This is a genomic window from Escherichia sp. WS338, from assembly GCF_046486405.1.
In the GTDB taxonomy this organism is placed as follows: Bacteria; Pseudomonadota; Gammaproteobacteria; order Enterobacterales; family Enterobacteriaceae; genus Escherichia; species Escherichia coli.
On record NZ_JBJQLL010000016.1, the window covers coordinates 1 to 22,574 of the forward strand.

Sequence of the window (22,574 nt, forward strand, 5' to 3'; positions counted from 1 at the left end):
TGGTCCCACCTGACCCCATGCCGAACTCAGAAGTGAAACGCCGTAGCGCCGATGGTAGTGTGGGGTCTCCCCATGCGAGAGTAGGGAACTGCCAGGCATCAAATTAAGCAGTAAGCCGGTCATAAAACCGGTGGTTGTAAAATAATTCGGTGGAGCGGTAGTTCAGTCGGTTAGAATACCTGCCTGTCACGCAGGGGGTCGCGGGTTCGAGTCCCGTCCGTTCCGCCACCCTAATTAGGGGCGTAGTTCAATTGGTAGAGCACCGGTCTCCAAAACCGGGTGTTGGGAGTTCGAGTCTCTCCGCCCCTGCCAGAAATCATCCTTAGCGAAAGCTAAGGATTTTTTTTATCTGAAATAACCTCTCCGAAGTAAATCCTTCTACCGGCATCCTTGCCAGCCATTCAGATTAATACACTTCATCCAGCACGTTAATTTTCAATAGATCGCGAATCAACGCATTTTTATCGCTATTTTGCAGCCATATGGCATAAAGCGGCCGTGAAAGTGTTGTGCTATCGACAACGGTGTGCAGGCCGCCTTTTTTACGCGCCCAGCTGACGGGTAGCCAGGTGCAACCATTAAGCATCGCAATCTGTTGCTGTGCCAGTTCAGCAGAACTGGTTGTCAGAATGGGAACTTCGTCAGCACCGATCAAACCTGCCTCATGCTGTTGAAAATCTGGCCCCCACTCCAGTCGCAGATAGTTAAGATCTCCCTTTAGTTTAGAAGGGGCACTGGTATAAAGCGCTAAAGTGAAATACCCCAGCAACTGACTACTAAATTCGTCCATTTTGGGCGCTTCAGTGGTAATAAGAAGATCAAGCTGGCGTTCATGCAGCTGTTTTACCAGAGACTGTCGTTGGGCAATTCGCGCTTCGAACTGTAAGCCTGTATGGGCATCTTGATTTTGATACAAGCGTCCAAGCCACTGATTAAGCATACATTCCCACAACGAGGCGCTGGCACCGATAGAAAACTCGTTATGTCGTGAGGTATGCGCCACCTCCTTACGGGCGGCCTGCCAGGTGCTCATGAGCGTTTCTGCATAAGGCAGTAGTTTTTCACCAGCAGCGGTTAAACGGATATTGTTTCTGTGGCGGGTGAAAAGGTTCACACCCAGTTGATTTTCCAGTTGTCTGATTCGAAAGCTCACGGCTGATTGGGTCAGATAGAGCGATTCAGCTGCTCGACCAAAGTGACGCGTTCGGCTAACTTCCAGGAAAGTTTTTAACAATTCCGTATCCACAGTGCTCTCCGCAAAATTATTTGTCGTTATGATTTAAATGTTTTGTTTTACACTCTGTCAAGCGTAACTAATACTCCGCGCCATAACTAGCTCGGTCAAAGAATTAGGAGCGTGCAGGATGGCGGAAAGCTTTACGACGACTAATCGATATTTCGACAATAAACATTATCCACGTGGATTCTCTCGTCATGGTGACTTCACCATCAAAGAGGCACAACTGCTTGAGCGTCATGGTTATGCCTTCAATGAGTTGGATCTTGGCAAACGCGAGCCGGTTACCGAGGAAGAGAAACTCTTCGTAGCAGTATGCCGTGGCGAACGTGAGCCAGTGACAGAAGCAGAACGCGTGTGGTCCAAGTATATGACGCGTATCAAGCGTCCAAAACGTTTTCACACCCTTTCCGGCGGTAAACCGCAGGTTGAAGGTGCTGAAGACTACACCGATTCTGACGATTAATAAAAAGGGCGAAATGCCCTTTTTTTATGTCAGTAGTTTTTGCAGATGGATGAGCAAACGGTCAATGGCACGATAGCTAACTGCCTCCTGCAAATGCTGACGTGTGATAATGTCGGACTGATCAATATCAGCAATGGTTCGTGCAACTTTCAGTAACCGCTGCCAGGCACGAATCGATAACCCCAGATGGATCAGCGTTTCTTCCAGCCACTGCGCATCTTCGCTCTCAAGCTTGCAGAATTGGCGTATTTCCGGACTATCCAGCCAGGCATTCAGTTTATTCTGCCGCTTAAATTGGCGCTCTCTGGCGGCCATTACGCGTTGTTTAACGGTGGCGCTGCTTTCTCCCGGCACTACCGTTTTACTCAAAATGCCGGGTGGCGGTAATGGGATCTCCAGTGAGAGATCGAAGCGGTCGAGAAAGGGACCAGAGAGCCGGTTGAGATAACGCAGCGTTTGCTCTGGTGTGCAGCGGTTATGGTTTCCCTGATAATGTCCGGTAGGGCTGGGATTCATCGCCGCAACAAGTTGGAAACGGGCTGGATAGGTTATTTTTGCTCGTGTGCGTGAAAGATGGATCTGCCCGGATTCAATCGGCTCTCGCAAGGCATCCAGTGTACGCCGTTCAAATTCAGGTAGCTCATCAAGAAAAAGCACGCCGTTATGCGCCAGCGAAATTTCACCTGGCCCTGGAATTGCACCACCGCCCACCATCGCAGTTAACGACGCACTGTGATGAGGTGAGCGGAACGGGCGCTGCCGCCATTGTTTTTGTACTGATTCAGCATTTACCAGACTTAATATCGCTGCGCTCTCCAGTGCCTCTTCATTGCTTAAATCTGGCAAAAGGCCATTAATACGGCTGGCGAGCATTGTTTTACCTGTTCCCGGCGGTCCAATCAGTAAAAGGTTGTGCCCGCCAGCGGCGGTAATTTCCAGTCCTCGCTTTCCTTGCTCCTGACCGACAACATCACTGAGATCATGTTGTTGCGCCCGGGATACTGCATTAGTTGGTTTCGGGCGTTCGAGAGCGTGCTTACCCTCCAGAAACGCGCAGACAGCCTGCAGATGATCGGCTATCAGGCATCCTTCACCGTTAATTAGCCCCACTTCATCTTCGTTATCTTTCGCGACGATAATTTTTCTGCCCGACTTAATAGCTTCAGTTGCACTGGAGATTGCGCCGGGAACGCCACGCAGAGCGCCTGTAAGCGCCAGTTCTCCGACTAATTCATATTCATCTAACTTATTGGCTGTAAGCTGTTCTGAGGCCGCCAGTAACGCAATAGCGATAGGCAAATCATATCGTCCCCCTTCTTTTGGCAGATCGGCTGGAGCAAGGTTGATGGTGATTTTTTTCGCCGGATATTCATATCCGCTATTGATAATGGCGCTGCGCACGCGATCGCGAGCTTCTTTTACCGTTGTTTCTGGTAAGCCCACCATCGTTAAGCCTGGTAGACCTTTACTGATATGTACCTCAACAGTGATTGGGGGCGCATTTACTCCCAGGGCTGCGCGGGTATGAACAATTGACAGTGACATAAGCCCTCCTTGAGTCACCATTATGTGCATAAGATATCGCTGCTGTAGCCCGCTAATTCGTGAATTTTAGTGGCTGATTCCTGTTTATTTGTGCAAGTGAAGTTGAGTTGTTCTGGCGGTGGAATGATGCTCGCAAAAATGCAGCGGGCAAAGGATGAACTACGAGGAAGGGAACAACATTCATACTGAAATTGAATTTTTTTCACTCACTATTTTCTTTTTAAAAAACAACAATTTCTCTTGAAATTATTAAAGACATCATAAAAATCGGCCAAAAAATATCTTGTGCTATTCGCAAAATCTATGGTAACTCTTTAGGCATTCCTTCGAACAAGATGCAAGAAAAGACAAAATGACAGCCCTTCTACGAGTGATTAGCCTGGTCGTGATTAGCGTGGTGGTGATTATTATCCCACCGTGCGGGGCTGCACTTGGACGAGGAAAGGCTTAGAGATCAAGCCTTAACGAACTAAGACCCCCGCACCGAAAGGTCCGGGGGTTTTTTTTGACCTTAAAAACATAACCGAGGAGCAGACAATGAATAACAGCACAAAATTCTGTTTCTCAAGATTCAGGACGGGGAACTAACTATGAATGGCGCACAGTGGGTGGTACATGCGTTGCGGGCACAGGGTGTGAATACCGTTTTCGGTTATCCGGGTGGCGCAATTATGCCGGTTTACGATGCATTGTATGACGGCGGCATGGAGCACTTGCTGTGCCGACATGAACAGGGTGCGGCAATGGCGGCTATCGGTTATGCCCGTGCTACTGGCAAAACTGGCGTATGTATCGCCACGTCTGGTCCGGGCGCAACCAACCTGATAACCGGGCTTGCGGACGCACTGTTAGATTCCATCCCCGTTGTTGCTATCACCGGTCAGGTATCCGCACCGTTTATCGGCACTGACGCATTTCAGGAGGTGGATATTCTGGGGTTGTCGTTAGCCTGCACCAAGCACAGTTTCCTGGTGCAATCACTGGAAGAGTTACCGCGTATCATGGCCGAAGCGTTTGACGTCGCCAGCTCTGGTCGTCCTGGTCCGGTTTTGGTCGATATTCCAAAAGATATCCAGTTAGCCAGCGGCGATCTGGAACCGTGGTTCACCACCGTTGAAAACGAAGTGACTTTCCCACATGCCGAAGTCGAGCAAGCGCGTCAGATGCTGGCAAAAGCGCAAAAACCGATGCTGTACGTTGGCGGTGGCGTGGGCATGGCGCAGGCAGTTTCGGCTTTGCGTGAATTTCTCGCTACCACAAAAATGCCTGCCACCTGCACGCTGAAAGGGCTGGGCGCAGTTGAAGCAGATTATCCGTACTATCTGGGCATGCTGGGAATGCACGGCACCAAAGCGGCGAACTTCGCAGTGCAGGAGTGCGATCTACTGATCGCCGTGGGCGCACGTTTTGATGACCGGGTGACCGGCAAACTGAACACCTTCGCACCACACGCCAGCGTTATCCATATGGATATCGATCCGGCAGAAATGAACAAGCTGCGTCAGGCACATGTGGCATTACAGGATGATTTAAATGCTCTGTTACCAGCATTACAGCAGCCGTTAAATATCGATGACTGGCAGCAACACTGCGCGCAACTGCGTGATGAACATGCCTGGCGTTACGACCATCCTGGTGACGCTATCTACGCGCCGTTGTTGTTAAAACAACTGTCGGATCGTAAATCTGCGGATTGCATCGTGACCACAGATGTGGGGCAGCACCAGATGTGGGCTGCCCAGCACATCGTCCACACTCGCCCGGAAAACTTCATCACCTCCAGCGGCTTAGGCACCATGGGTTTCGGTTTACCGGCGGCGGTTGGCGCACAAGTCGCGCGACCGAACGATACTGTCGTCTGTATCTCCGGTGACGGCTCTTTCATGATGAATGTGCAAGAGCTGGGCACCGTAAAACGCAAGCAGTTACCGTTGAAAATCGTCTTACTCGATAACCAACGGTTAGGGATGGTTCGACAATGGCAGCAACTGTTTTTCCAGGAACGATACAGCGAAACCACCCTTACCGATAACCCCGATTTCCTCATGTTAGCCAGCGCCTTCGGCATCCCTGGCCAACACATCACCCATAAAGACCAGGTTGAAGCGGCACTCGACACCATGCTGAACAGTGATGGGCCATACCTGCTTCATGTCTCAATCGACGAATTTGAGAACGTCTGGCCGCTGGTGCCGCCTGGTGCCAGTAATTCAGAAATGTTGGAGAAATTATCATGATGCAACATCAGGTCAATGTATCGGCTCGCTTCAATCCGGAAACCTTAGAACGTGTTTTACGCGTGGTGCGTCATCGTGGTTTCCACGTCTGTTCAATGAATATGGCCGCCGCCAGCGATGCACAAAATATAAATATCGAATTGACCGTTGCCAGCCCACGGTCGGTCGACTTACTGTTTAGTCAGTTAAATAAACTGGTGGACGTCGCACACGTTGCCATCTGCCAGAGCACAACCACATCACAACAAATCCGCGCCTGAGCGCAAAAGGAATATAAAAATGACCACGAAGAAAGCTGATTACATTTGGTTCAATGGGGAGATGGTTCGCTGGGAAGACGCGAAGGTGCATGTGATGTCGCACGCGCTGCACTATGGCACCTCGGTTTTTGAAGGCATCCGTTGCTACGACTCGCACAAAGGACCGGTTGTATTCCGCCATCGTGAGCATATGCAGCGTCTGCATGACTCCGCCAAAATCTATCGCTTCCCGGTTTCGCAGAGCATCGATGAGCTAATGGAAGCTTGTCGTGACGTGATCCGCAAAAACAATCTCACCAGCGCCTATATCCGTCCGCTGATCTTCGTCGGTGATGTTGGCATGGGCGTAAACCCGCCAGCGGGATACTCAACCGATGTGATTATTGCCGCTTTCCCGTGGGGGGCCTATCTGGGTGCAGAAGCGCTGGAGCAGGGGATCGATGCGATGGTTTCCTCCTGGAACCGCGCAGCACCAAACACCATCCCGACGGCGGCAAAAGCCGGTGGTAACTATCTATCTTCCCTGCTGGTGGGTAGCGAAGCGCGCCGCCACGGTTATCAGGAAGGTATCGCGCTGGATGTGAACGGTTATATCTCTGAAGGCGCAGGCGAAAACCTGTTTGAAGTGAAAGATGGTGTGCTGTTCACCCCACCGTTCACCTCCTCCGCGCTGCCGGGTATTACCCGTGATGCCATCATCAAACTGGCAAAAGAGCTGGGAATTGAAGTGCGTGAGCAGGTGCTGTCGCGCGAATCCCTGTACCTGGCGGATGAAGTGTTTATGTCCGGTACGGCGGCAGAAATCACGCCAGTGCGCAGCGTAGACGGTATTCAGGTTGGCGAAGGCCGTTGTGGCCCGGTTACCAAACGCATTCAGCAAGCCTTCTTCGGCCTCTTCACTGGCGAAACCGAAGATAAATGGGGCTGGTTAGATCAAGTTAATCAATAAATACAAAAAATGGGACGGCACGCACCGTCCCATTTACGAGACAGACACTGGGAGTAAATAAAGTATGCCTAAGTACCGTTCCGCCACCACCACTCATGGTCGTAATATGGCGGGTGCTCGTGCGCTGTGGCGCGCCACCGGAATGACCGACGCCGATTTCGGTAAGCCGATTATCGCGGTTGTGAACTCGTTCACCCAATTTGTACCGGGTCACGTCCATCTGCGCGATCTTGGTAAACTGGTCGCCGAACAAATTGAAGCGGCTGGCGGCGTTGCCAAAGAGTTCAACACCATTGCGGTGGATGATGGGATTGCCATGGGCCACGGGGGGATGCTTTATTCACTGCCATCTCGCGAACTGATCGCTGATTCCGTTGAGTATATGGTCAACGCCCACTGCGCCGACGCCATGGTCTGCATCTCTAACTGCGACAAAATCACCCCGGGGATGCTGATGGCTTCCCTGCGCCTGAATATTCCGGTGATCTTTGTTTCCGGCGGCCCGATGGAGGCCGGGAAAACCAAACTGTCCGATCAGATCATCAAGCTCGATCTGGTTGATGCGATGATCCAGGGCGCAGACCCGAAAGTTTCTGACTCCCAGAGCGATCAGGTTGAACGTTCCGCATGCCCAACCTGCGGTTCCTGCTCCGGGATGTTTACCGCTAACTCAATGAACTGCCTGACCGAAGCGCTGGGCCTGTCGCAGCCGGGCAACGGCTCGTTGCTGGCAACCCACGCCGACCGTAAGCAGCTGTTCCTCAATGCCGGTAAACGCATTGTTGAATTGACCAAACGTTATTACGAGCAAAACGACGATAGTGCACTGCCGCGTAATATCGCCAGTAAGGCGGCGTTTGAAAACGCCATGACGCTGGATATCGCGATGGGCGGCTCTACCAACACCGTACTTCACCTGCTGGCGGCGGCGCAGGAAGCGGAAATCGACTTCACCATGAGTGATATCGATAAGCTTTCCCGCAAGGTTCCGCAGCTGTGTAAAGTTGCGCCGAGCACCCAGAAATACCATATGGAAGATGTTCACCGTGCTGGTGGTGTTATCGGTATTCTCGGCGAACTGGATCGCGCGGGGTTACTGAACCGTGATGTGAAAAACGTACTTGGCCTGACGTTGCCGCAAACGCTGGAACAATACGACGTTATGCTGACCCAGGATGACGCGGTAAAAAATATGTTCCGCGCAGGCCCGGCAGGCATTCGTACTACACAGGCATTCTCGCAGGATTGCCGTTGGGATTCTCTCGATGACGATCGCGCAAACGGCTGTATCCGCTCGCTGGAACACGCCTACAGCAAAGACGGTGGTCTGGCGGTGCTGTACGGTAATTTCGCAGAAAACGGCTGCATCGTTAAAACCGCGGGCGTCGATGACAGCATCCTCAAATTCACCGGCCCGGCGAAAGTGTACGAAAGCCAGGATGACGCGGTAGAAGCGATTCTCGGCGGCAAAGTTGTCGCTGGCGATGTGGTGGTGATCCGTTACGAAGGCCCGAAAGGCGGCCCCGGCATGCAGGAAATGCTCTACCCAACCAGCTTCCTGAAATCAATGGGGCTCGGTAAAGCCTGCGCGCTGATCACCGACGGACGCTTCTCCGGCGGCACCTCTGGTCTTTCCATCGGCCACGTCTCGCCGGAAGCGGCAAGCGGCGGCAGCATTGGTCTGATTGAAGACGGCGACATGATTGCCATCGACATTCCGAACCGTGGCATTCAGTTACAGGTAAGCGATGCTGAACTGGCGGCGCGTCGTGAAGCGCAGGAAGCTCGTGGCGACAAAGCCTGGACGCCGAAAAACCGTGAACGCCAGGTTTCCTTTGCGCTGCGTGCCTACGGCAGCCTGGCAACCAGCGCCGACAAAGGCGCGGTGCGCGATAAATCGAAACTGGGGGGTTAATGATGGCAGACTCACAACCCCTGTCCGGTGCCCCTGAAGGTGCCGAATATTTAAGAGCGGTGCTGCGCGCGCCGGTCTACGAAGCGGCGCAGGTCACGCCGCTACAGAAAATGGAAAAACTGTCGTCGCGTCTTGATAACGTGATTCTGGTGAAGCGCGAAGATCGCCAGCCAGTACACAGCTTTAAGCTGCGCGGCGCATACGCCATGATGGCGGGCCTGACGGAAGAACAAAAAGCGCACGGCGTGATCACCGCTTCTGCGGGTAACCACGCGCAGGGCGTCGCGTTTTCTTCCGCACGGTTAGGCGTGAAGGCGCTGATCGTCATGCCAACCGCCACCGCCGATATCAAAGTTGATGCGGTACGAGGATTCGGCGGCGAAGTGCTGCTTCATGGCGCGAACTTTGATGAAGCGAAAGCCAAAGCGATCGAACTGTCACAGCAGCAGGGGTTCACCTGGGTGCCGCCGTTCGATCATCCGATGGTGATCGCCGGGCAAGGTACGCTGGCGCTGGAACTGCTCCAGCAGGACGCCCATCTCGACCGCGTATTTGTGCCAGTCGGCGGCGGTGGTCTGGCTGCGGGCGTGGCGGTGCTGATCAAACAGCTGATGCCGCAAATCAAAGTGATCGCCGTAGAAGCGGAAGACTCCGCCTGCCTGAAAGCAGCGCTGGATGCGGGTCATCCGGTTGATCTGCCGCGCGTGGGGCTGTTTGCTGAAGGCGTCGCGGTAAAACGCATCGGCGATGAAACCTTCCGTTTGTGCCAGGAGTATCTTGACGACATCATCACCGTCGATAGCGATGCCATCTGTGCGGCGATGAAAGACCTGTTCGAAGATGTACGCGCGGTGGCTGAACCCTCTGGCGCGCTGGCGCTGGCAGGGATGAAAAAATACATCGCCCAGCACAACATTCGCGGTGAACGGCTGGCGCATATTCTTTCCGGTGCTAACGTGAACTTCCACGGCCTGCGCTACGTCTCGGAACGCTGTGAACTGGGTGAACAGCGCGAAGCGTTACTGGCGGTGACCATCCCGGAAGAGAAGGGCAGCTTCCTCAAATTCTGCCAGTTGCTTGGCGGGCGCTCGGTCACCGAGTTCAACTACCGCTTTGCTGATGCCAAAAACGCCTGCATTTTTGTCGGCGTGCGCCTGAGCCGCGGTCTCGAAGAGCGCAAAGAAATTTTGCAGATGCTCAACGACGGCGGCTACAGCGTGGTTGATCTCTCCGACGACGAAATGGCGAAGCTGCATGTGCGCTATATGGTTGGCGGGCGTCCATCGCATCCGTTGCAGGAACGCCTCTACAGCTTCGAATTCCCGGAATCACCGGGCGCGCTGCTGCGCTTCCTCAACACGCTGGGTACGCACTGGAACATCTCGCTGTTCCATTATCGCAGCCACGGTACCGACTACGGGCGCGTACTGGCGGCGTTCGAGCTTGGCGATCATGAACCGGATTTTGAAATCCGGCTGAATGAACTGGGCTACGATTGCCACGACGAAACCAATAACCCGGCGTTCAGGTTCTTTTTGGCGGGTTAGGGAAAAATGCCTGATAGCGCTTCGCTTATCAGGCCTACCCGCGCGACAACGTCATTTGTGGTTCGGCAAAATCCTCCAGAACGCCTCAATCAGCGGCTCATGCAGCCGCTTTTTTTGCGCACACACGCCCAGCTCAAACGGCGTTTTCTCATCGCTTCGTTCGAGAATCATTACACGATTGCGTACAGGTTCCGGGCTGTTTTCCAGCACCACTTCCGGCAACAGCGCCACGCCACAGCCGAGCGCAACCATCGATACCATCGCTTCATGCCCGCCAACCGTGGCGTAAATCATCGGGTTGCTGATTTTGTTGCGTCGGAACCACAGTTCAATGCGGCGGCGTACCGGTCCCTGATCGGCCATGATAAACGGCACTGTAGACCAGTCGGGCTTTTCGACAGATACCTGATTACGCACCGGGCAGGGCAGCGCGGGGGCAATCAGCACCACCGCCAGATTCTCCAGCATCGAAAACGCCACTGCGCCCGGCAAGGTTTCCGGTTTACCCGCAATCGCCAGATCCGCTTCGCCAGTGACCACCTTTTCCATCGCATCGGCCGCATCACCGGTAGAGAGTTTGATCTCCACTGACGGATGTTCCGCGCGGAAGCGGTCGAGAATCGGTGGAAGATGGCTGTAGGCAGCGGTCACCGAGCAGAAGATATGTAATTCGCCAGAGAGCGACGGCCCTTGCTGATCGATGGTGTGGCGCAGTTGCTGATACTGCAACAGCGTTTGCTGGGCGAAAACACGCAGCTCTTCGCCCGCCTCTGTCAGCGTTACCGTGCGGTTATCGCGCACAAACAGCGGCTGGCCGAGATCTTCTTCCAGGCGCTGTATTTGTCGCGAAAGCGTAGACGGGCTAACGTGCATTGCCCGCGCGCTACGGCCAAAATGGCGGCTTTCCGCCAGATGCAGGAAGGTTTTCAGATCACGTAAATCCACAGGCGCAGCCCTCAATGTTGACGTTGCAAAAATTGCAATGTGACGTTGTGAATATATCAATTTCCGCAATAAATTTCCTGTCATATAGTGAATTCAATCTCGCAAACGCGAACCGAACAATAAGAAGCACAACATCACGAGGAATCACCATGGCTAACTACTTCAATACACTGAATCTGCGCCAGCAGCTGGCACAGCTGGGCAAATGTCGCTTTATGGGGCGCGATGAATTCGCCGATGGCGCGAGCTACCTTCAGGGTAAAAAAGTAGTCATCGTCGGCTGTGGCGCACAGGGTCTGAACCAGGGCCTGAACATGCGTGATTCTGGTCTGGATATTTCTTACGCTCTGCGTAAAGAAGCGATTGCCGAGAAGCGCGCATCCTGGCGTAAAGCGACCGAAAATGGTTTTAAAGTGGGTACTTACGAAGAATTGATCCCGCAGGCGGATCTGGTGGTTAACCTGACGCCGGACAAGCAGCACTCTGATGTAGTGCGCACCGTACAGCCACTGATGAAAGACGGCGCGGCGCTGGGTTACTCACACGGTTTCAACATCGTCGAAGTGGGCGAGCAGATCCGTAAAGACATCACCGTCGTAATGGTTGCGCCGAAATGCCCTGGCACCGAAGTACGTGAAGAGTACAAACGTGGATTCGGCGTACCGACGCTGATTGCCGTTCACCCGGAAAACGATCCGAAAGGCGAAGGCATGGCGATCGCTAAAGCATGGGCGGCTGCAACCGGCGGTCACCGTGCGGGCGTGCTGGAATCCTCTTTCGTTGCGGAAGTGAAATCTGACCTGATGGGCGAGCAAACCATCCTGTGCGGTATGTTGCAAGCTGGTTCTCTGCTGTGCTTCGACAAGCTGGTGGAAGAAGGCACCGATCCGGCATACGCAGAAAAACTGATTCAGTTCGGCTGGGAAACCATCACCGAAGCGCTGAAACAGGGCGGCATCACCCTGATGATGGACCGTCTTTCTAACCCGGCGAAACTGCGTGCTTACGCGCTCTCTGAGCAACTGAAAGAGATCATGGCGCCGCTGTTCCAGAAACATATGGACGACATCATCTCCGGCGAATTCTCCTCCGGCATGATGGCTGACTGGGCCAACGACGATAAGAAACTGCTGACCTGGCGTGAAGAGACTGGCAAAACCGCATTCGAAACCGCGCCGCAGTATGAAGGCAAAATCGGCGAACAGGAGTACTTCGATAAAGGCGTACTGATGATCGCGATGGTAAAAGCAGGCGTTGAGTTGGCGTTTGAAACCATGGTTGATTCCGGCATCATCGAAGAATCTGCTTACTATGAATCACTGCACGAACTGCCGCTGATTGCCAACACCATCGCCCGTAAGCGTCTGTACGAAATGAACGTGGTTATCTCCGATACTGCCGAGTACGGTAACTATCTGTTCTCTTACGCTTGTGTGCCGCTGCTGAAACCGTTTATGGCAGAGCTGCAACCGGGCGACCTGGGTAAAGCTATTCCGGAAGGTGCGGTAGATAACGCGCAGCTGCGTGATGTAAATGAAGCGATTCGCAGCCATGCGATTGAGCAGGTAGGTAAGAAACTGCGCGGCTATATGACGGATATGAAACGTATTGCTGTTGCGGGTTAATAGCGATTCAGAGTTCAAGGCCTTCTCCCGGAGAAGGCCTTGCTGTTAGTTACGGTACAGCACCTTAATGATGTGGTAACCGAACTGGGTATGCAGCGGGCCGGTTGGCTCCAGTACCGGACAAGAGAAAACCACTTTATCGAACGCCGGAACCATTTGACCCTGGCGGAATTCACCCAAATCACCGCCGCGTTTGCCTGACGGGCAAATGGAGTGTTTCTTCGCCAGCTTGCCGAAATCGGCACCATTCTTGATCTGCTCGAGAAGATCCAGAGCCAGTTTCTCTTCTTTTACAAGGATATGCAGTGCTGCTGCTGTTTTTGCCATGATCGTGCCTTGAGTGGTAAGGATGAGGCTGGCTATACTACCACGCTGTTATTTTCCCCTCCCGACTTTCATTGAGCGATTTTCCTATGCGTCTAAACCCCGGCCAACAACAAGCTGTCGAATTCGTTACCGGCCCCTGCCTGGTGCTGGCGGGCGCGGGTTCCGGTAAAACTCGTGTTATCACCAATAAAATCGCCCATCTGATCCGCGGTTGCGGTTATCAGGCGCGACATATCGCGGCGGTGACCTTTACCAATAAGGCGGCACGCGAGATGAAAGAGCGTGTCGGGCAGACGCTGGGGCGCAAAGAGGCGCGTGGGCTGATGATCTCCACCTTCCACACGCTGGGGCTGGATATCATCAAACGCGAGTATGCGGCGCTGGGGATGAAGGCTAACTTTTCGCTGTTTGACGATACCGATCAGCTTGCTTTGCTTAAAGAGTTGACCGAGGGGCTGATTGAAGATGACAAAGTTCTCCTGCAACAGCTAATTTCGACCATCTCCAACTGGAAGAACGATCTCAAAACACCGGCGCAGGCGGCGGCAGAGGCAAAGGGCGAGCGGGACCGTATTTTTGCCCATTGTTATGGGCTGTATGATGCACACCTGAAAGCCTGTAACGTTCTCGATTTCGATGATCTGATTTTATTGCCAACGTTGCTGTTGCAACGCAATGAAGAAGTCCGCGAGCGCTGGCAGAACAAAATTCGCTACCTGCTGGTGGACGAATATCAGGACACCAACACCAGCCAGTATGAGCTGGTGAAACTGCTGGTGGGCAGCCGCGCGCGCTTTACCGTGGTGGGTGACGATGACCAGTCGATCTACTCCTGGCGCGGCGCACGTCCGCAAAACCTGGTGCTGCTGAGTCAGGATTTTCCGGCGCTGAAGGTGATTAAGCTTGAGCAGAACTACCGCTCTTCCGGACGTATTTTGAAAGCGGCGAACATCCTGATCGCCAATAACCCGCACGTCTTTGAAAAGCGTCTGTTCTCCGAACTGGGTTACGGCACAGAGCTAAAAGTTTTAAGCGCGAATAACGAGGAACATGAAGCCGAGCGCGTTACTGGCGAGCTGATTGCCCATCACTTCGTCAATAAAACGCAGTACAAAGATTACGCCATTCTTTATCGCGGTAACCATCAGTCGCGGGTGTTTGAAAAATTCCTGATGCAAAACCGCATCCCGTACAAAATTTCTGGTGGTACGTCGTTTTTCTCTCGTCCTGAAATCAAGGACTTGCTGGCTTATCTGCGCGTGCTGACTAACCCGGACGATGATAGTGCGTTCCTGCGTATCGTTAACACGCCGAAGCGAGAGATTGGCCCGGCGACGCTGAAAAAGTTGGGTGAATGGGCGATGACGCGCAATAAAAGCATGTTTACCGCCAGCTTTGATATGGGCCTGAGTCAGACGCTTAGCGGACGTGGTTATGAAGCATTGACCCGCTTCACTCACTGGTTGGCAGAAATCCAGCGTCTGGCGGAGCGGGAGCCGATTGCCGCGGTGCGTGATCTGATCCACGGCATGGATTATGAATCCTGGCTGTACGAAACATCGCCCAGCCCGAAAGCCGCCGAAATGCGCATGAAGAACGTCAACCAACTGTTTAGCTGGATGACGGAGATGCTGGAAGGCAGCGAACTGGATGAGCCGATGACGCTCACCCAGGTGGTGACGCGCTTTACTTTGCGCGACATGATGGAGCGTGGTGAGAGTGAAGAAGAGCTGGATCAGGTGCAACTGATGACTCTCCACGCGTCGAAAGGGCTGGAGTTTCCTTATGTCTACATGGTCGGTATGGAAGAGGGGTTTTTGCCGCACCAGAGCAGCATCGATGAAGATAATATCGATGAGGAGCGGCGGCTGGCCTATGTCGGCATTACCCGCGCCCAGAAGGAATTGACCTTTACGCTGTGTAAAGAACGCCGTCAGTACGGAGAACTGGTGCGCCCGGAGCCGAGCCGCTTCCTGCTGGAGCTGCCGCAGGATGATTTGATTTGGGAACAGGAGCGCAAAGTGGTCAGCGCCGAAGAACGGATGCAGAAAGGGCAAAGCCATCTGGCGAATCTGAAAGCGATGATGGCGGCAAAACGAGGGAAATAATCAAGGCCGGAAAAGATGTGTCAGCATCGCATCCGGCACTTACTCATTAATGCACTTCCAGCGGCCAGTGGACATAGCTCTGCCACTGGCTTTCCTGATCAATAATCTCTTTACCCAGCGGATGTTGGGTTAGCCAACCTTGCGGAAGCGTCAAGGTCAACAGTTCATGGTTAGCCTGTAATGTCATCTCTGGCACGAGATCGTCACGGCGACGGCTGGCAAAAATGATAGCCAGGCGGAGTAAACGGCAGAGTTGTTCTGCGACGCGCGGTGGTACGGCATTTTGCTGATGCAGCGATGAGAGATCGACCGGATTAGTCTGGTTGAGCAGTAGCGTCGCCAGCAGTTTTTTCTGTGCGGGGGTAAAACCGGGAAGATCCAGATTACGTACCAGATAAGCAGCGTGTTGCGGCGCTTGTTTGAAGTCAACGCTCAGGCCGATTTCATGAAGCTGACAGGCGCTGATGAGCAAATCGCGGCTTATTGCTTCAAGATGCCATTCATTTTCCACCTGATCGTAGAAGTTAGCCGCAACTTTGGCTACGCGCTGTGCCTGATCAATATCGATCATAAAGCGGCGCTGAATATTACGCAGCGTACGGCTGCGAATATCCTGCTCGACGGTAAGATGCAACATACCGTAGACCAGGCCTTCACGCAGCGCACCGCCCGCCAGGGTCATACACTGAATATTCAGTTCGGTAAAAATGGCTATCAGGATCGCCAGACCACTCGGGAACACTAACGCACGTTCCAGCGTCAGCCCGTCAATCTCTAGCTCTTCCAGCCGACCGCAATGAATGGCGCGTTGTTTCAGTTGCTGCAACTTTTCCAGGGTAATGCGTTCATCCATCCCCTGTGCCATCATGATTTCCTGTAACGCCTGCACGGTGCCGGAAGCGCCAACGCACACTTTCCAGCCGTGATACCGTAATTCATCGGCAACCGGACGTAACACTTCGCGTGCCGCTTTTTCTGCAGCATCAAAATTTTCCTGCGCCAGATTACGATCGGCAAAATAGCGTTCCAGCCAGGTGACGCAGCCCATCGACAGGCTGAACAACGAGGTGGTTTGTGCACCCGTGCCGGTTACCAGTTCAGTACTGGCACCGCCTATATCCACCACCAGGCGCTGATCGGCACCGCCTGTTGTGTGGGCCACCCCCTGATAAATCAGGCGGGCTTCTTCTTCACCGCTGATGACTTGTACCGGGCAGCCAAGGATTTCCTGTGCTTTGGCGATAAAATCACCCGCATTGACGGCTAGTCGTAATGTCGCCGTAGCGACAACGCGAATTTGCGAGGGAGGGATATCTTGCAGACGTTCAGCAAACAGGCGCAGACATTGCCAACCGCGCTCCATTGCTTCATTAGACAGGGCATTTTCGCTATTCAGGCCAGCAGCCAGACGCACTTTGCGTTTAATTCGCGTCAGCGTCTGGATGCTTCCAGCCACCTCGCGCACAACCAGCATATGAAAACTATTCGAACCGAGATCAATGGCTGCATACAGCGACGAGGTGGAACCCATACTCTTCATCCTTCAATCTGTCTCTGTGTTGGCTGCGTTCTTTCACCCAAATCACTTACTACAGCATGCGCATCGGGATTCATTCTCTTGCCATCTTGATACAGTTTGAATGATTTTGAGTATGACATTTTATTTAACCTGAACGACGACGATTACGCGGAGCACCAGTACGACGCGGACCATTGCCTGTACGCGGGCGCGTGAGGCGCAGCGGTTTTGGCAGATCGGTCATCAATGCGTCCGGATTGTATTTGCTTACCGGAATTGAGTGACCAATATAGGTCTCAATAGCAGGCAAATTCAATGCATACTCTTCACATGCCAGGCTGATGGAATGACCACTTGCGCCAGCGCGACCTGTACGACCAATACGGTGAACGTAATCTTCACAGTCATCGGGTAAATCGTAGTTAAAGACGTGCGTCACAGCCGGGATATGCAGGCCACGCGCGGCAACATCGGTGGCAACCAGAATATCCAAATCACCACGGGTAAATTCATCAAGAATACGCAGACGTTTTTTCTGCGCGACATCGCCTGTCAACAAACCGACACGATGACCATCTGCCGCCAGGTGGCCCCAGATCTCTTCACAACGGTGTTTGGTGTTGGCGAAAATAATCGCTCTGTCTGGCCACTCTTCTTCGATCAGCGTTTGCAGCAAACGCATTTTTTCTTCGTTAGAAGGGTAGAAAAGCTCTTCTTTAATACGGTGGCCCGTTTTCTGTTCCGGTTCCACTTCAATATATTCGGCATTGTTCATCTGCTCGAACGCCAGTTCACGTACCCGGTACGAAAGCGTGGCGGAGAACAGCATGTTGAGGCGCTGGTTTGCAGGCGGCATACGGCGGAACAGCCAGCGGATATCTTTAATAAAGCCCAGATCGTACATACGATCGGCTTCGTCCAGTACCACTACCTGAATGGCACCGAGGTTAATGTGGTTCTGCTTGGCGTAGTCAATTAAACGCCCCGTGGTGCCAATCAGAATGTCAACGCCGCTTTCCAGCACTTTCAGCTGTTTGTCGTAGCCATCACCACCGTAAGCCAGACCCAGCTTCAGGCCGGTAGCTTGCGCAAGTGGCTCCGCGTCGGCGTGGATCTGCACGGCAAGTTCACGCGTCGGTGCCATAATTAAGGCACGCGGTTGATTCACCTTGCGATCGGCAATCGCGGGATGAGAGAGAAGATAATGAAACGTTGACGTAAGAAACGCCATCGTTTTCCCGGTACCGGTTTGCGCCTGCCCGGCTACGTCACGACCCGCCAGCGTCAGCGGAAGGGCCAGTGCCTGAATGGGCGTACAGTTATGAAACCCTTTTTTTTCAAGGGCTTCTACAACCTTCGGATGCAGGGCGAAGTCGGAAAACTTCTGTTCTGTTAAATGTGTTTTGCTCATAGTGTGGTAGAATATCAGCTTACTATTGCTTTACGAAAGCGTATCCGGTGAAATAAAGTCAACCTTTAGTTGGTTAATGTTACACCAACAACGAAACCAACACGCCAGGCTTATTCCTGTGGAGTTATATATGAGCGATAAAATTATTCACCTGACTGACGACAGTTTTGACACGGATGTACTCAAAGCGGACGGGGCGATCCTCGTCGATTTCTGGGCAGAGTGGTGCGGTCCGTGCAAAATGATCGCCCCGATTCTGGATGAAATCGCTGACGAATATCAGGGCAAACTGACCGTTGCAAAACTGAACATCGATCAAAACCCTGGCACTGCGCCGAAATATGGCATCCGTGGTATCCCGACTCTGCTGCTGTTCAAAAACGGTGAAGTGGCGGCAACCAAAGTGGGCGCACTGTCTAAAGGTCAGTTGAAAGAGTTCCTCGACGCTAACCTGGCGTAAGGGAATTTCATGTTCGGGTGCCCCGTCGCTAAAAACTGGACGCCCGGCGTGAGTCATGCTAACTTAGTGTTGACTTCGTATTAAACATACCTTATTAAGTTTGAATCTTGTAATTTCCAACGCTTCCCGTTTTATCTTAAATGCGAAGTGAACAGATTTCTGGCTCGTCACTCAATCCGTCTTGTCGTTTCAGTTCTGCGTACTCTCCTGTGACCAGGCAGCGAAAAGACATGAGTCGATGACCGTAAACAGGCATGGATGATCCTGCCATACCATTCACAACATTAAGTTCGAGATTTACCCCAAGTTTAAGAACTCACACCACTATGAATCTTACCGAATTAAAGAATACGCCGGTTTCTGAGCTGATCACTCTCGGCGAAAATATGGGGCTGGAAAACCTGGCTCGTATGCGTAAGCAGGACATTATTTTTGCCATCCTGAAGCAGCACGCAAAGAGTGGCGAAGATATCTTTGGTGATGGTGTACTGGAGATATTGCAGGATGGATTTGGTTTCCTCCGTTCCGCAGACAGCTCCTACCTCGCCGGTCCTGATGACATCTACGTTTCCCCTAGCCAAATCCGCCGTTTCAACCTCCGCACTGGTGATACCATCTCTGGTAAGATTCGCCCGCCGAAAGAAGGTGAACGCTATTTTGCGCTGCTGAAAGTTAACGAAGTTAACTTCGACAAACCTGAAAACGCCCGCAACAAAATCCTCTTTGAGAACTTAACCCCGCTGCACGCAAACTCTCGTCTGCGTATGGAACGTGGTAACGGTTCTACTGAAGATTTAACCGCTCGCGTACTGGATCTGGCATCACCTATCGGTCGTGGTCAGCGTGGTCTGATTGTGGCACCGCCGAAAGCCGGTAAAACCATGCTGCTGCAGAACATTGCTCAGAGCATTGCTTACAACCACCCGGATTGTGTGCTGATGGTTCTGCTGATCGACGAACGTCCGGAAGAAGTAACCGAGATGCAGCGTCTGGTAAAAGGTGAAGTTGTTGCTTCTACCTTTGACGAACCAGCATCTCGCCACGTTCAGGTCGCGGAAATGGTGATCGAGAAGGCGAAACGCCTTGTTGAGCACAAGAAAGACGTTATCATCCTGCTCGACTCCATCACTCGTCTGGCGCGCGCTTACAACACCGTTGTTCCGGCGTCAGGTAAAGTGCTGACCGGTGGTGTGGATGCCAACGCCCTGCATCGTCCGAAACGCTTCTTCGGTGCGGCGCGTAACGTGGAAGAGGGCGGCAGCCTGACCATCATCGCTACCGCGCTTATCGATACCGGTTCCAAGATGGACGAAGTTATCTACGAAGAGTTTAAAGGTACAGGCAACATGGAACTGCACCTCTCTCGTAAGATCGCTGAAAAACGCGTCTTCCCGGCAATCGACTACAACCGTTCCGGTACCCGTAAAGAAGAGCTGCTCACTACTCAGGAAGAACTGCAGAAAATGTGGATCCTGCGCAAAATCATTCACCCGATGGGCGAAATCGATGCAATGGAATTCCTCATTAATAAACTGGCAATGACCAAGACCAATGACGATTTCTTCGAAATGATGAAACGCTCATAAATTTGTCTTATGCCAAAAACGCCACGTGTTTACGTGGCGTTTTGCTTTTATATCTGTAATCTTAATGCCGCGCTGGCAATGTTAGGAAAATTCCTGGATTTTGCTGGTGTGTTATGCAATTTGCATATCAAATGGTTAATTTTTGCACAGGACTGGTGGGTTCGGAACGGACTTTCCCTTCTGAATAAAGGTCTTCGTGGTTATACTTCTGCTAATAATTTTCTCTGAGAGCATGCATTGTGAATTTACTGACAGTGAGTACTGATCTCATCAGTATTTTTTTATTCACGACACTGTTTCTGTTTTTTGCCCGTAAGGTGGCAAAAAAAGTCGGTTTAGTGGATAAACCTAACTTCCGCAAACGTCACCAGGGATTGATACCTCTCGTTGGGGGGATTTCGGTTTACGCAGGGATTTGCTTCACGTTCGGAATTGTCGATTACTATATTCCGCATGCATCTCTCTATCTCGCTTGTGCCGGTGTGCTTGTTTTCATTGGCGCGCTGGATGACCGTTTTGATATCAGCGTAAAAATCCGTGCCACCATACAGGCCGCTGTTGGCATTGTTATGATGGTGTTCGGCAAACTTTATCTCAGTAGCCTGGGTTATATCTTTGGCTCCTGGGAGATGGTGCTCGGACCGTTTGGCTACTTCCTGACGCTATTTGCCGTCTGGGCGGCCATTAATGCGTTCAACATGGTTGATGGCATTGATGGCTTGCTGGGCGGGTTGTCCTGCGTCTCGTTTGCAGCAATCGGTATGATTTTGTGGTTCGACGGGCAAACCAGCCTTGCAATCTGGTGTTTTGCGATGATCGCCGCCATCCTGCCATACATCATGCTTAACCTTGGTATCCTGGGTCGCCGCTACAAAGTCTTTATGGGTGATGCGGGCAGTACGCTGATTGGTTTTACCGTTATCTGGATCCTGCTCGAAACGACCCAGGGCAAAACCCATCCCATCAGCCCGGTTACCGCTTTGTGGATAATCGCCATTCCGCTAATGGATATGGTGGCGATTATGTACCGTCGCCTGCGTAAAGGCATGAGTCCGTTCTCTCCTGATCGCCAGCATATTCACCATTTGATCATGCGTGCCGGGTTTACTTCCCGCCAGGCGTTTGTGCTGATTACCCTTGCCGCAGCACTGCTCGCTTCCATTGGCGTGCTGGCAGAATATTCTCATTTTGTCCCGGAGTGGGTCATGCTGGTGCTCTTTTTGCTAGCATTCTTCCTCTATGGATATTGCATTAAGCGTGCCTGGAAAGTTGCTCGCTTTATTAAGCGCGTAAAACGCAGACTGCGTAGAAATCGTGGTGGCAGCCCCAATTTAACCAAATAAATGAGGATGTGATGACACAACCAATGCCTGGGAAACCGGCCGAAGACGCTGAAAATGAACTGGATATTCGTGGGTTGTTTCGTACCTTGTGGGCTGGGAAGCTGTGGATTATTGGCATGGGGCTGGCGTTTGCGTTAATCGCGCTGGCGTATACTTTTTTTGCTCGCCAGGAGTGGAGCTCGACAGCGATTACCGATCGTCCAACGGTGAATATGCTGGGGGGATATTACTCACAGCAGCAATTTTTGCGTAACCTGGATGTCCGTTCAAACATGGCTTCTGCCGACCAACCATCGGTCATGGACGAAGCCTATAAAGAGTTTGTTATGCAACTGGCCTCGTGGGATACCCGCAGAGAGTTCTGGCTGCAAACCGACTATTACAAACAGCGGATGGTGGGCAATAGCAAAGCCGATGCGGCGTTGCTGGATGAAATGATCAACAACATCGTGTTTATTCCCGGTGACTTCACCCGCGCGGTCAATGACAGCGTGAAGCTGATTGCCGAAACTGCGCCTGACGCTAATAACCTGTTACGTCAGTATGTTGCTTTTGCCAGCCAGCGTGCAGCCAGCCATCTGAATGATGAGCTGAAAGGCGCATGGGCGGCACGCACCATCCAGATGAAAGCTCAGGTGAAGCGTCAGGAAGAGGTGGCGAAAGCCATCTACGATCGCCGGATGAACAGTATTGAACAGGCGCTGAAAATTGCTGAGCAGCATAATATTTCGCGCAGTGCGACAGATGTGCCTGCCGAGGAATTACCTGATTCAGAAATGTTCCTGCTTGGGCGTCCAATGCTCCAGGCTCGACTGGAAAATTTACAGGCCGTCGGTCCGGCCTTTGATCTCGACTATGATCAGAATCGGGCCATGTTAAACACCCTGAATGTTGGTCCAACCCTGGATCCGCGTTTTCAGACCTATCGCTATTTGCGTACGCCGGAAGAACCGGTAAAACGCGATAGCCCACGTCGTGCCTTCCTGATGATTATGTGGGGCATTGTCGGGGGACTGATCGGGGCTGGTGTCGCATTAACCCGCCGTTGCTCGAAATAGCAACACTGCTGCGGTGAGCGCAAAGGCGCTCGCCGC

The 22,574-nt window shown here is 52.5% G+C and carries 21 protein-coding genes, 2 tRNA genes and 1 rRNA gene; 18 read left to right on the top strand and 6 right to left on the bottom strand.

What is annotated here, in order from left to right; genetic code table 11:
• From rrf to ACJHWT_RS15175, 3 genes are all read left to right on the top strand, one after another.
• A 5S ribosomal RNA gene (gene rrf, locus ACJHWT_RS15165) occupies positions 1-97 on the top strand; the annotation flags it as partial.
• Positions 98-151: 54 nt separating this feature from the next.
• Positions 152-228: transfer RNA gene (locus ACJHWT_RS15170), tRNA-Asp, on the top strand.
• Positions 229-236: 8 nt separating this feature from the next.
• Positions 237-312: transfer RNA gene (locus ACJHWT_RS15175), tRNA-Trp, on the top strand.
• Positions 313-406: 94 nt separating this feature from the next.
• On the opposite strand, the gene hdfR is transcribed toward ACJHWT_RS15175, so the two are convergent.
• Entirely contained in the window at positions 407-1,246 is an 840-nt protein-coding gene (hdfR, locus tag ACJHWT_RS15180; RefSeq protein WP_000379245.1) for an HTH-type transcriptional regulator HdfR, read from the bottom strand.
• 118 nt (positions 1,247-1,364) lie between these two features.
• Here hdfR and maoP point away from each other — a divergent pair, with 118 nt between their 5' ends.
• The gene (maoP, locus tag ACJHWT_RS15185; protein ID WP_000841001.1) at positions 1,365-1,703 is read left to right on the top strand and encodes a macrodomain Ori organization protein MaoP; all 339 of its coding nucleotides are present in this window, start codon (positions 1,365-1,367) and stop codon (positions 1,701-1,703) included.
• Positions 1,704-1,727: 24 nt separating this feature from the next.
• Here the strand turns inward: maoP and ACJHWT_RS15190 are convergent, their stop codons facing one another.
• The gene (locus ACJHWT_RS15190) at positions 1,728-3,248 is read right to left on the bottom strand and encodes a YifB family Mg chelatase-like AAA ATPase (protein ID WP_000058985.1); all 1,521 of its coding nucleotides are present in this window, start codon (positions 3,246-3,248) and stop codon (positions 1,728-1,730) included.
• Positions 3,249-3,600: 352 nt separating this feature from the next.
• Between ACJHWT_RS15190 and ilvL the strand changes: the two genes are divergently transcribed.
• The 7 genes from ilvL (at position 3,601) to ilvA (ending at position 10,156) form a co-directional block, all read left to right on the top strand.
• Positions 3,601-3,699, top strand: coding sequence for an ilv operon leader peptide (ilvL, locus tag ACJHWT_RS15195; protein ID WP_001311244.1), 99 nt, complete (start codon positions 3,601-3,603; stop codon positions 3,697-3,699).
• Positions 3,700-3,785: 86 nt separating this feature from the next.
• Positions 3,786-3,836, top strand: a complete 51-nt coding sequence (gene ilvX, locus ACJHWT_RS15200; protein WP_001387183.1) for a peptide IlvX — start codon at positions 3,786-3,788, stop codon at positions 3,834-3,836.
• A 2-nt stretch (positions 3,837-3,838) separates the two neighbouring features.
• Positions 3,839-5,485: an acetolactate synthase 2 catalytic subunit gene (gene ilvG, locus ACJHWT_RS15205; RefSeq protein WP_001012580.1), complete on the top strand. Its 1,647-nt coding sequence runs from the start codon at positions 3,839-3,841 to the stop codon at positions 5,483-5,485.
• Positions 5,482-5,745: an acetolactate synthase 2 small subunit gene (gene ilvM / locus ACJHWT_RS15210; protein ID WP_000983255.1), complete on the top strand. Its 264-nt coding sequence runs from the start codon at positions 5,482-5,484 to the stop codon at positions 5,743-5,745. The genes ilvG and ilvM overlap by 4 nt, the downstream gene beginning before the upstream one ends.
• A 19-nt stretch (positions 5,746-5,764) precedes the next feature.
• Complete coding sequence (ilvE, locus tag ACJHWT_RS15215) at positions 5,765-6,694, top strand: branched-chain-amino-acid transaminase (RefSeq protein WP_000208520.1); 930 nt, start codon at positions 5,765-5,767, stop codon at positions 6,692-6,694.
• Positions 6,695-6,758: 64 nt separating this feature from the next.
• On the top strand, positions 6,759-8,609 hold the full coding sequence (gene ilvD / locus ACJHWT_RS15220) for a dihydroxy-acid dehydratase (RefSeq protein WP_001127381.1): 1,851 nt from the start codon (positions 6,759-6,761) through the stop codon (positions 8,607-8,609).
• Positions 8,610-8,611: 2 nt separating this feature from the next.
• Positions 8,612-10,156 carry a threonine ammonia-lyase, biosynthetic gene (gene ilvA, locus ACJHWT_RS15225; protein WP_024186197.1) on the top strand — a complete coding sequence of 515 codons (1,545 nt, stop codon included), beginning with the start codon at positions 8,612-8,614 and terminating at the stop codon, positions 10,154-10,156.
• A gap of 51 nt (positions 10,157-10,207) precedes the next feature.
• Here ilvA and ilvY read toward each other — a convergent pair whose 3' ends face one another.
• Positions 10,208-11,101 (bottom strand): HTH-type transcriptional activator IlvY, encoded by an 894-nt coding sequence (gene ilvY, locus ACJHWT_RS15230; RefSeq protein ID WP_000365770.1) that lies wholly within the window; start codon positions 11,099-11,101, stop codon positions 10,208-10,210.
• Positions 11,102-11,250: 149 nt separating this feature from the next.
• On the opposite strand from ilvY, the gene ilvC reads away from it, so the two are divergent.
• A complete protein-coding gene (gene ilvC / locus ACJHWT_RS15235) occupies positions 11,251-12,726 on the top strand; it encodes a ketol-acid reductoisomerase (protein ID WP_000024951.1) in 1,476 nt (491 codons plus the stop codon).
• 45 nt (positions 12,727-12,771) lie between these two features.
• Here the strand turns inward: ilvC and ppiC are convergent, their stop codons facing one another.
• A complete protein-coding gene (gene ppiC, locus ACJHWT_RS15240) occupies positions 12,772-13,053 on the bottom strand; it encodes a peptidylprolyl isomerase PpiC (protein ID WP_001140251.1) in 282 nt (93 codons plus the stop codon).
• An 86-nt stretch (positions 13,054-13,139) separates the two neighbouring features.
• Here ppiC and rep point away from each other — a divergent pair, with 86 nt between their 5' ends.
• The gene (rep, locus tag ACJHWT_RS15245; RefSeq protein WP_001238869.1) at positions 13,140-15,161 is read left to right on the top strand and encodes a DNA helicase Rep; all 2,022 of its coding nucleotides are present in this window, start codon (positions 13,140-13,142) and stop codon (positions 15,159-15,161) included.
• A gap of 46 nt (positions 15,162-15,207) precedes the next feature.
• Here the strand turns inward: rep and gppA are convergent, their stop codons facing one another.
• Complete coding sequence (gene gppA, locus ACJHWT_RS15250) at positions 15,208-16,692, bottom strand: guanosine-5'-triphosphate,3'-diphosphate diphosphatase (RefSeq protein WP_001318147.1); 1,485 nt, start codon at positions 16,690-16,692, stop codon at positions 15,208-15,210.
• A 133-nt stretch (positions 16,693-16,825) separates the two neighbouring features.
• The gene (gene rhlB / locus ACJHWT_RS15255; RefSeq protein WP_000047508.1) at positions 16,826-18,091 is read right to left on the bottom strand and encodes an ATP-dependent RNA helicase RhlB; all 1,266 of its coding nucleotides are present in this window, start codon (positions 18,089-18,091) and stop codon (positions 16,826-16,828) included.
• 130 nt (positions 18,092-18,221) lie between these two features.
• On the opposite strand from rhlB, the gene trxA reads away from it, so the two are divergent.
• The 5 genes from trxA to wzzE all read left to right on the top strand — a co-directional run bounded on the left by trxA (position 18,222) and on the right by wzzE (position 22,538).
• On the top strand, positions 18,222-18,551 hold the full coding sequence (trxA, locus tag ACJHWT_RS15260) for a thioredoxin TrxA (RefSeq protein WP_001280776.1): 330 nt from the start codon (positions 18,222-18,224) through the stop codon (positions 18,549-18,551).
• Positions 18,552-18,691: 140 nt separating this feature from the next.
• Positions 18,692-18,793, top strand: coding sequence for a rho operon leader peptide RhoL (gene rhoL / locus ACJHWT_RS15265; protein ID WP_001295255.1), 102 nt, complete (start codon positions 18,692-18,694; stop codon positions 18,791-18,793).
• Positions 18,794-18,877: 84 nt separating this feature from the next.
• Entirely contained in the window at positions 18,878-20,137 is a 1,260-nt protein-coding gene (gene rho, locus ACJHWT_RS15270; protein WP_001054527.1) for a transcription termination factor Rho, read from the top strand.
• A gap of 239 nt (positions 20,138-20,376) precedes the next feature.
• The gene (gene wecA / locus ACJHWT_RS15275; protein ID WP_001050960.1) at positions 20,377-21,480 is read left to right on the top strand and encodes a UDP-N-acetylglucosamine--undecaprenyl-phosphate N-acetylglucosaminephosphotransferase; all 1,104 of its coding nucleotides are present in this window, start codon (positions 20,377-20,379) and stop codon (positions 21,478-21,480) included.
• 11 nt (positions 21,481-21,491) lie between these two features.
• Positions 21,492-22,538 (top strand): ECA polysaccharide chain length modulation protein, encoded by a 1,047-nt coding sequence (wzzE, locus tag ACJHWT_RS15280; RefSeq protein WP_001314258.1) that lies wholly within the window; start codon positions 21,492-21,494, stop codon positions 22,536-22,538.
• Positions 22,539-22,574: the final 36 nt, after the last annotated feature.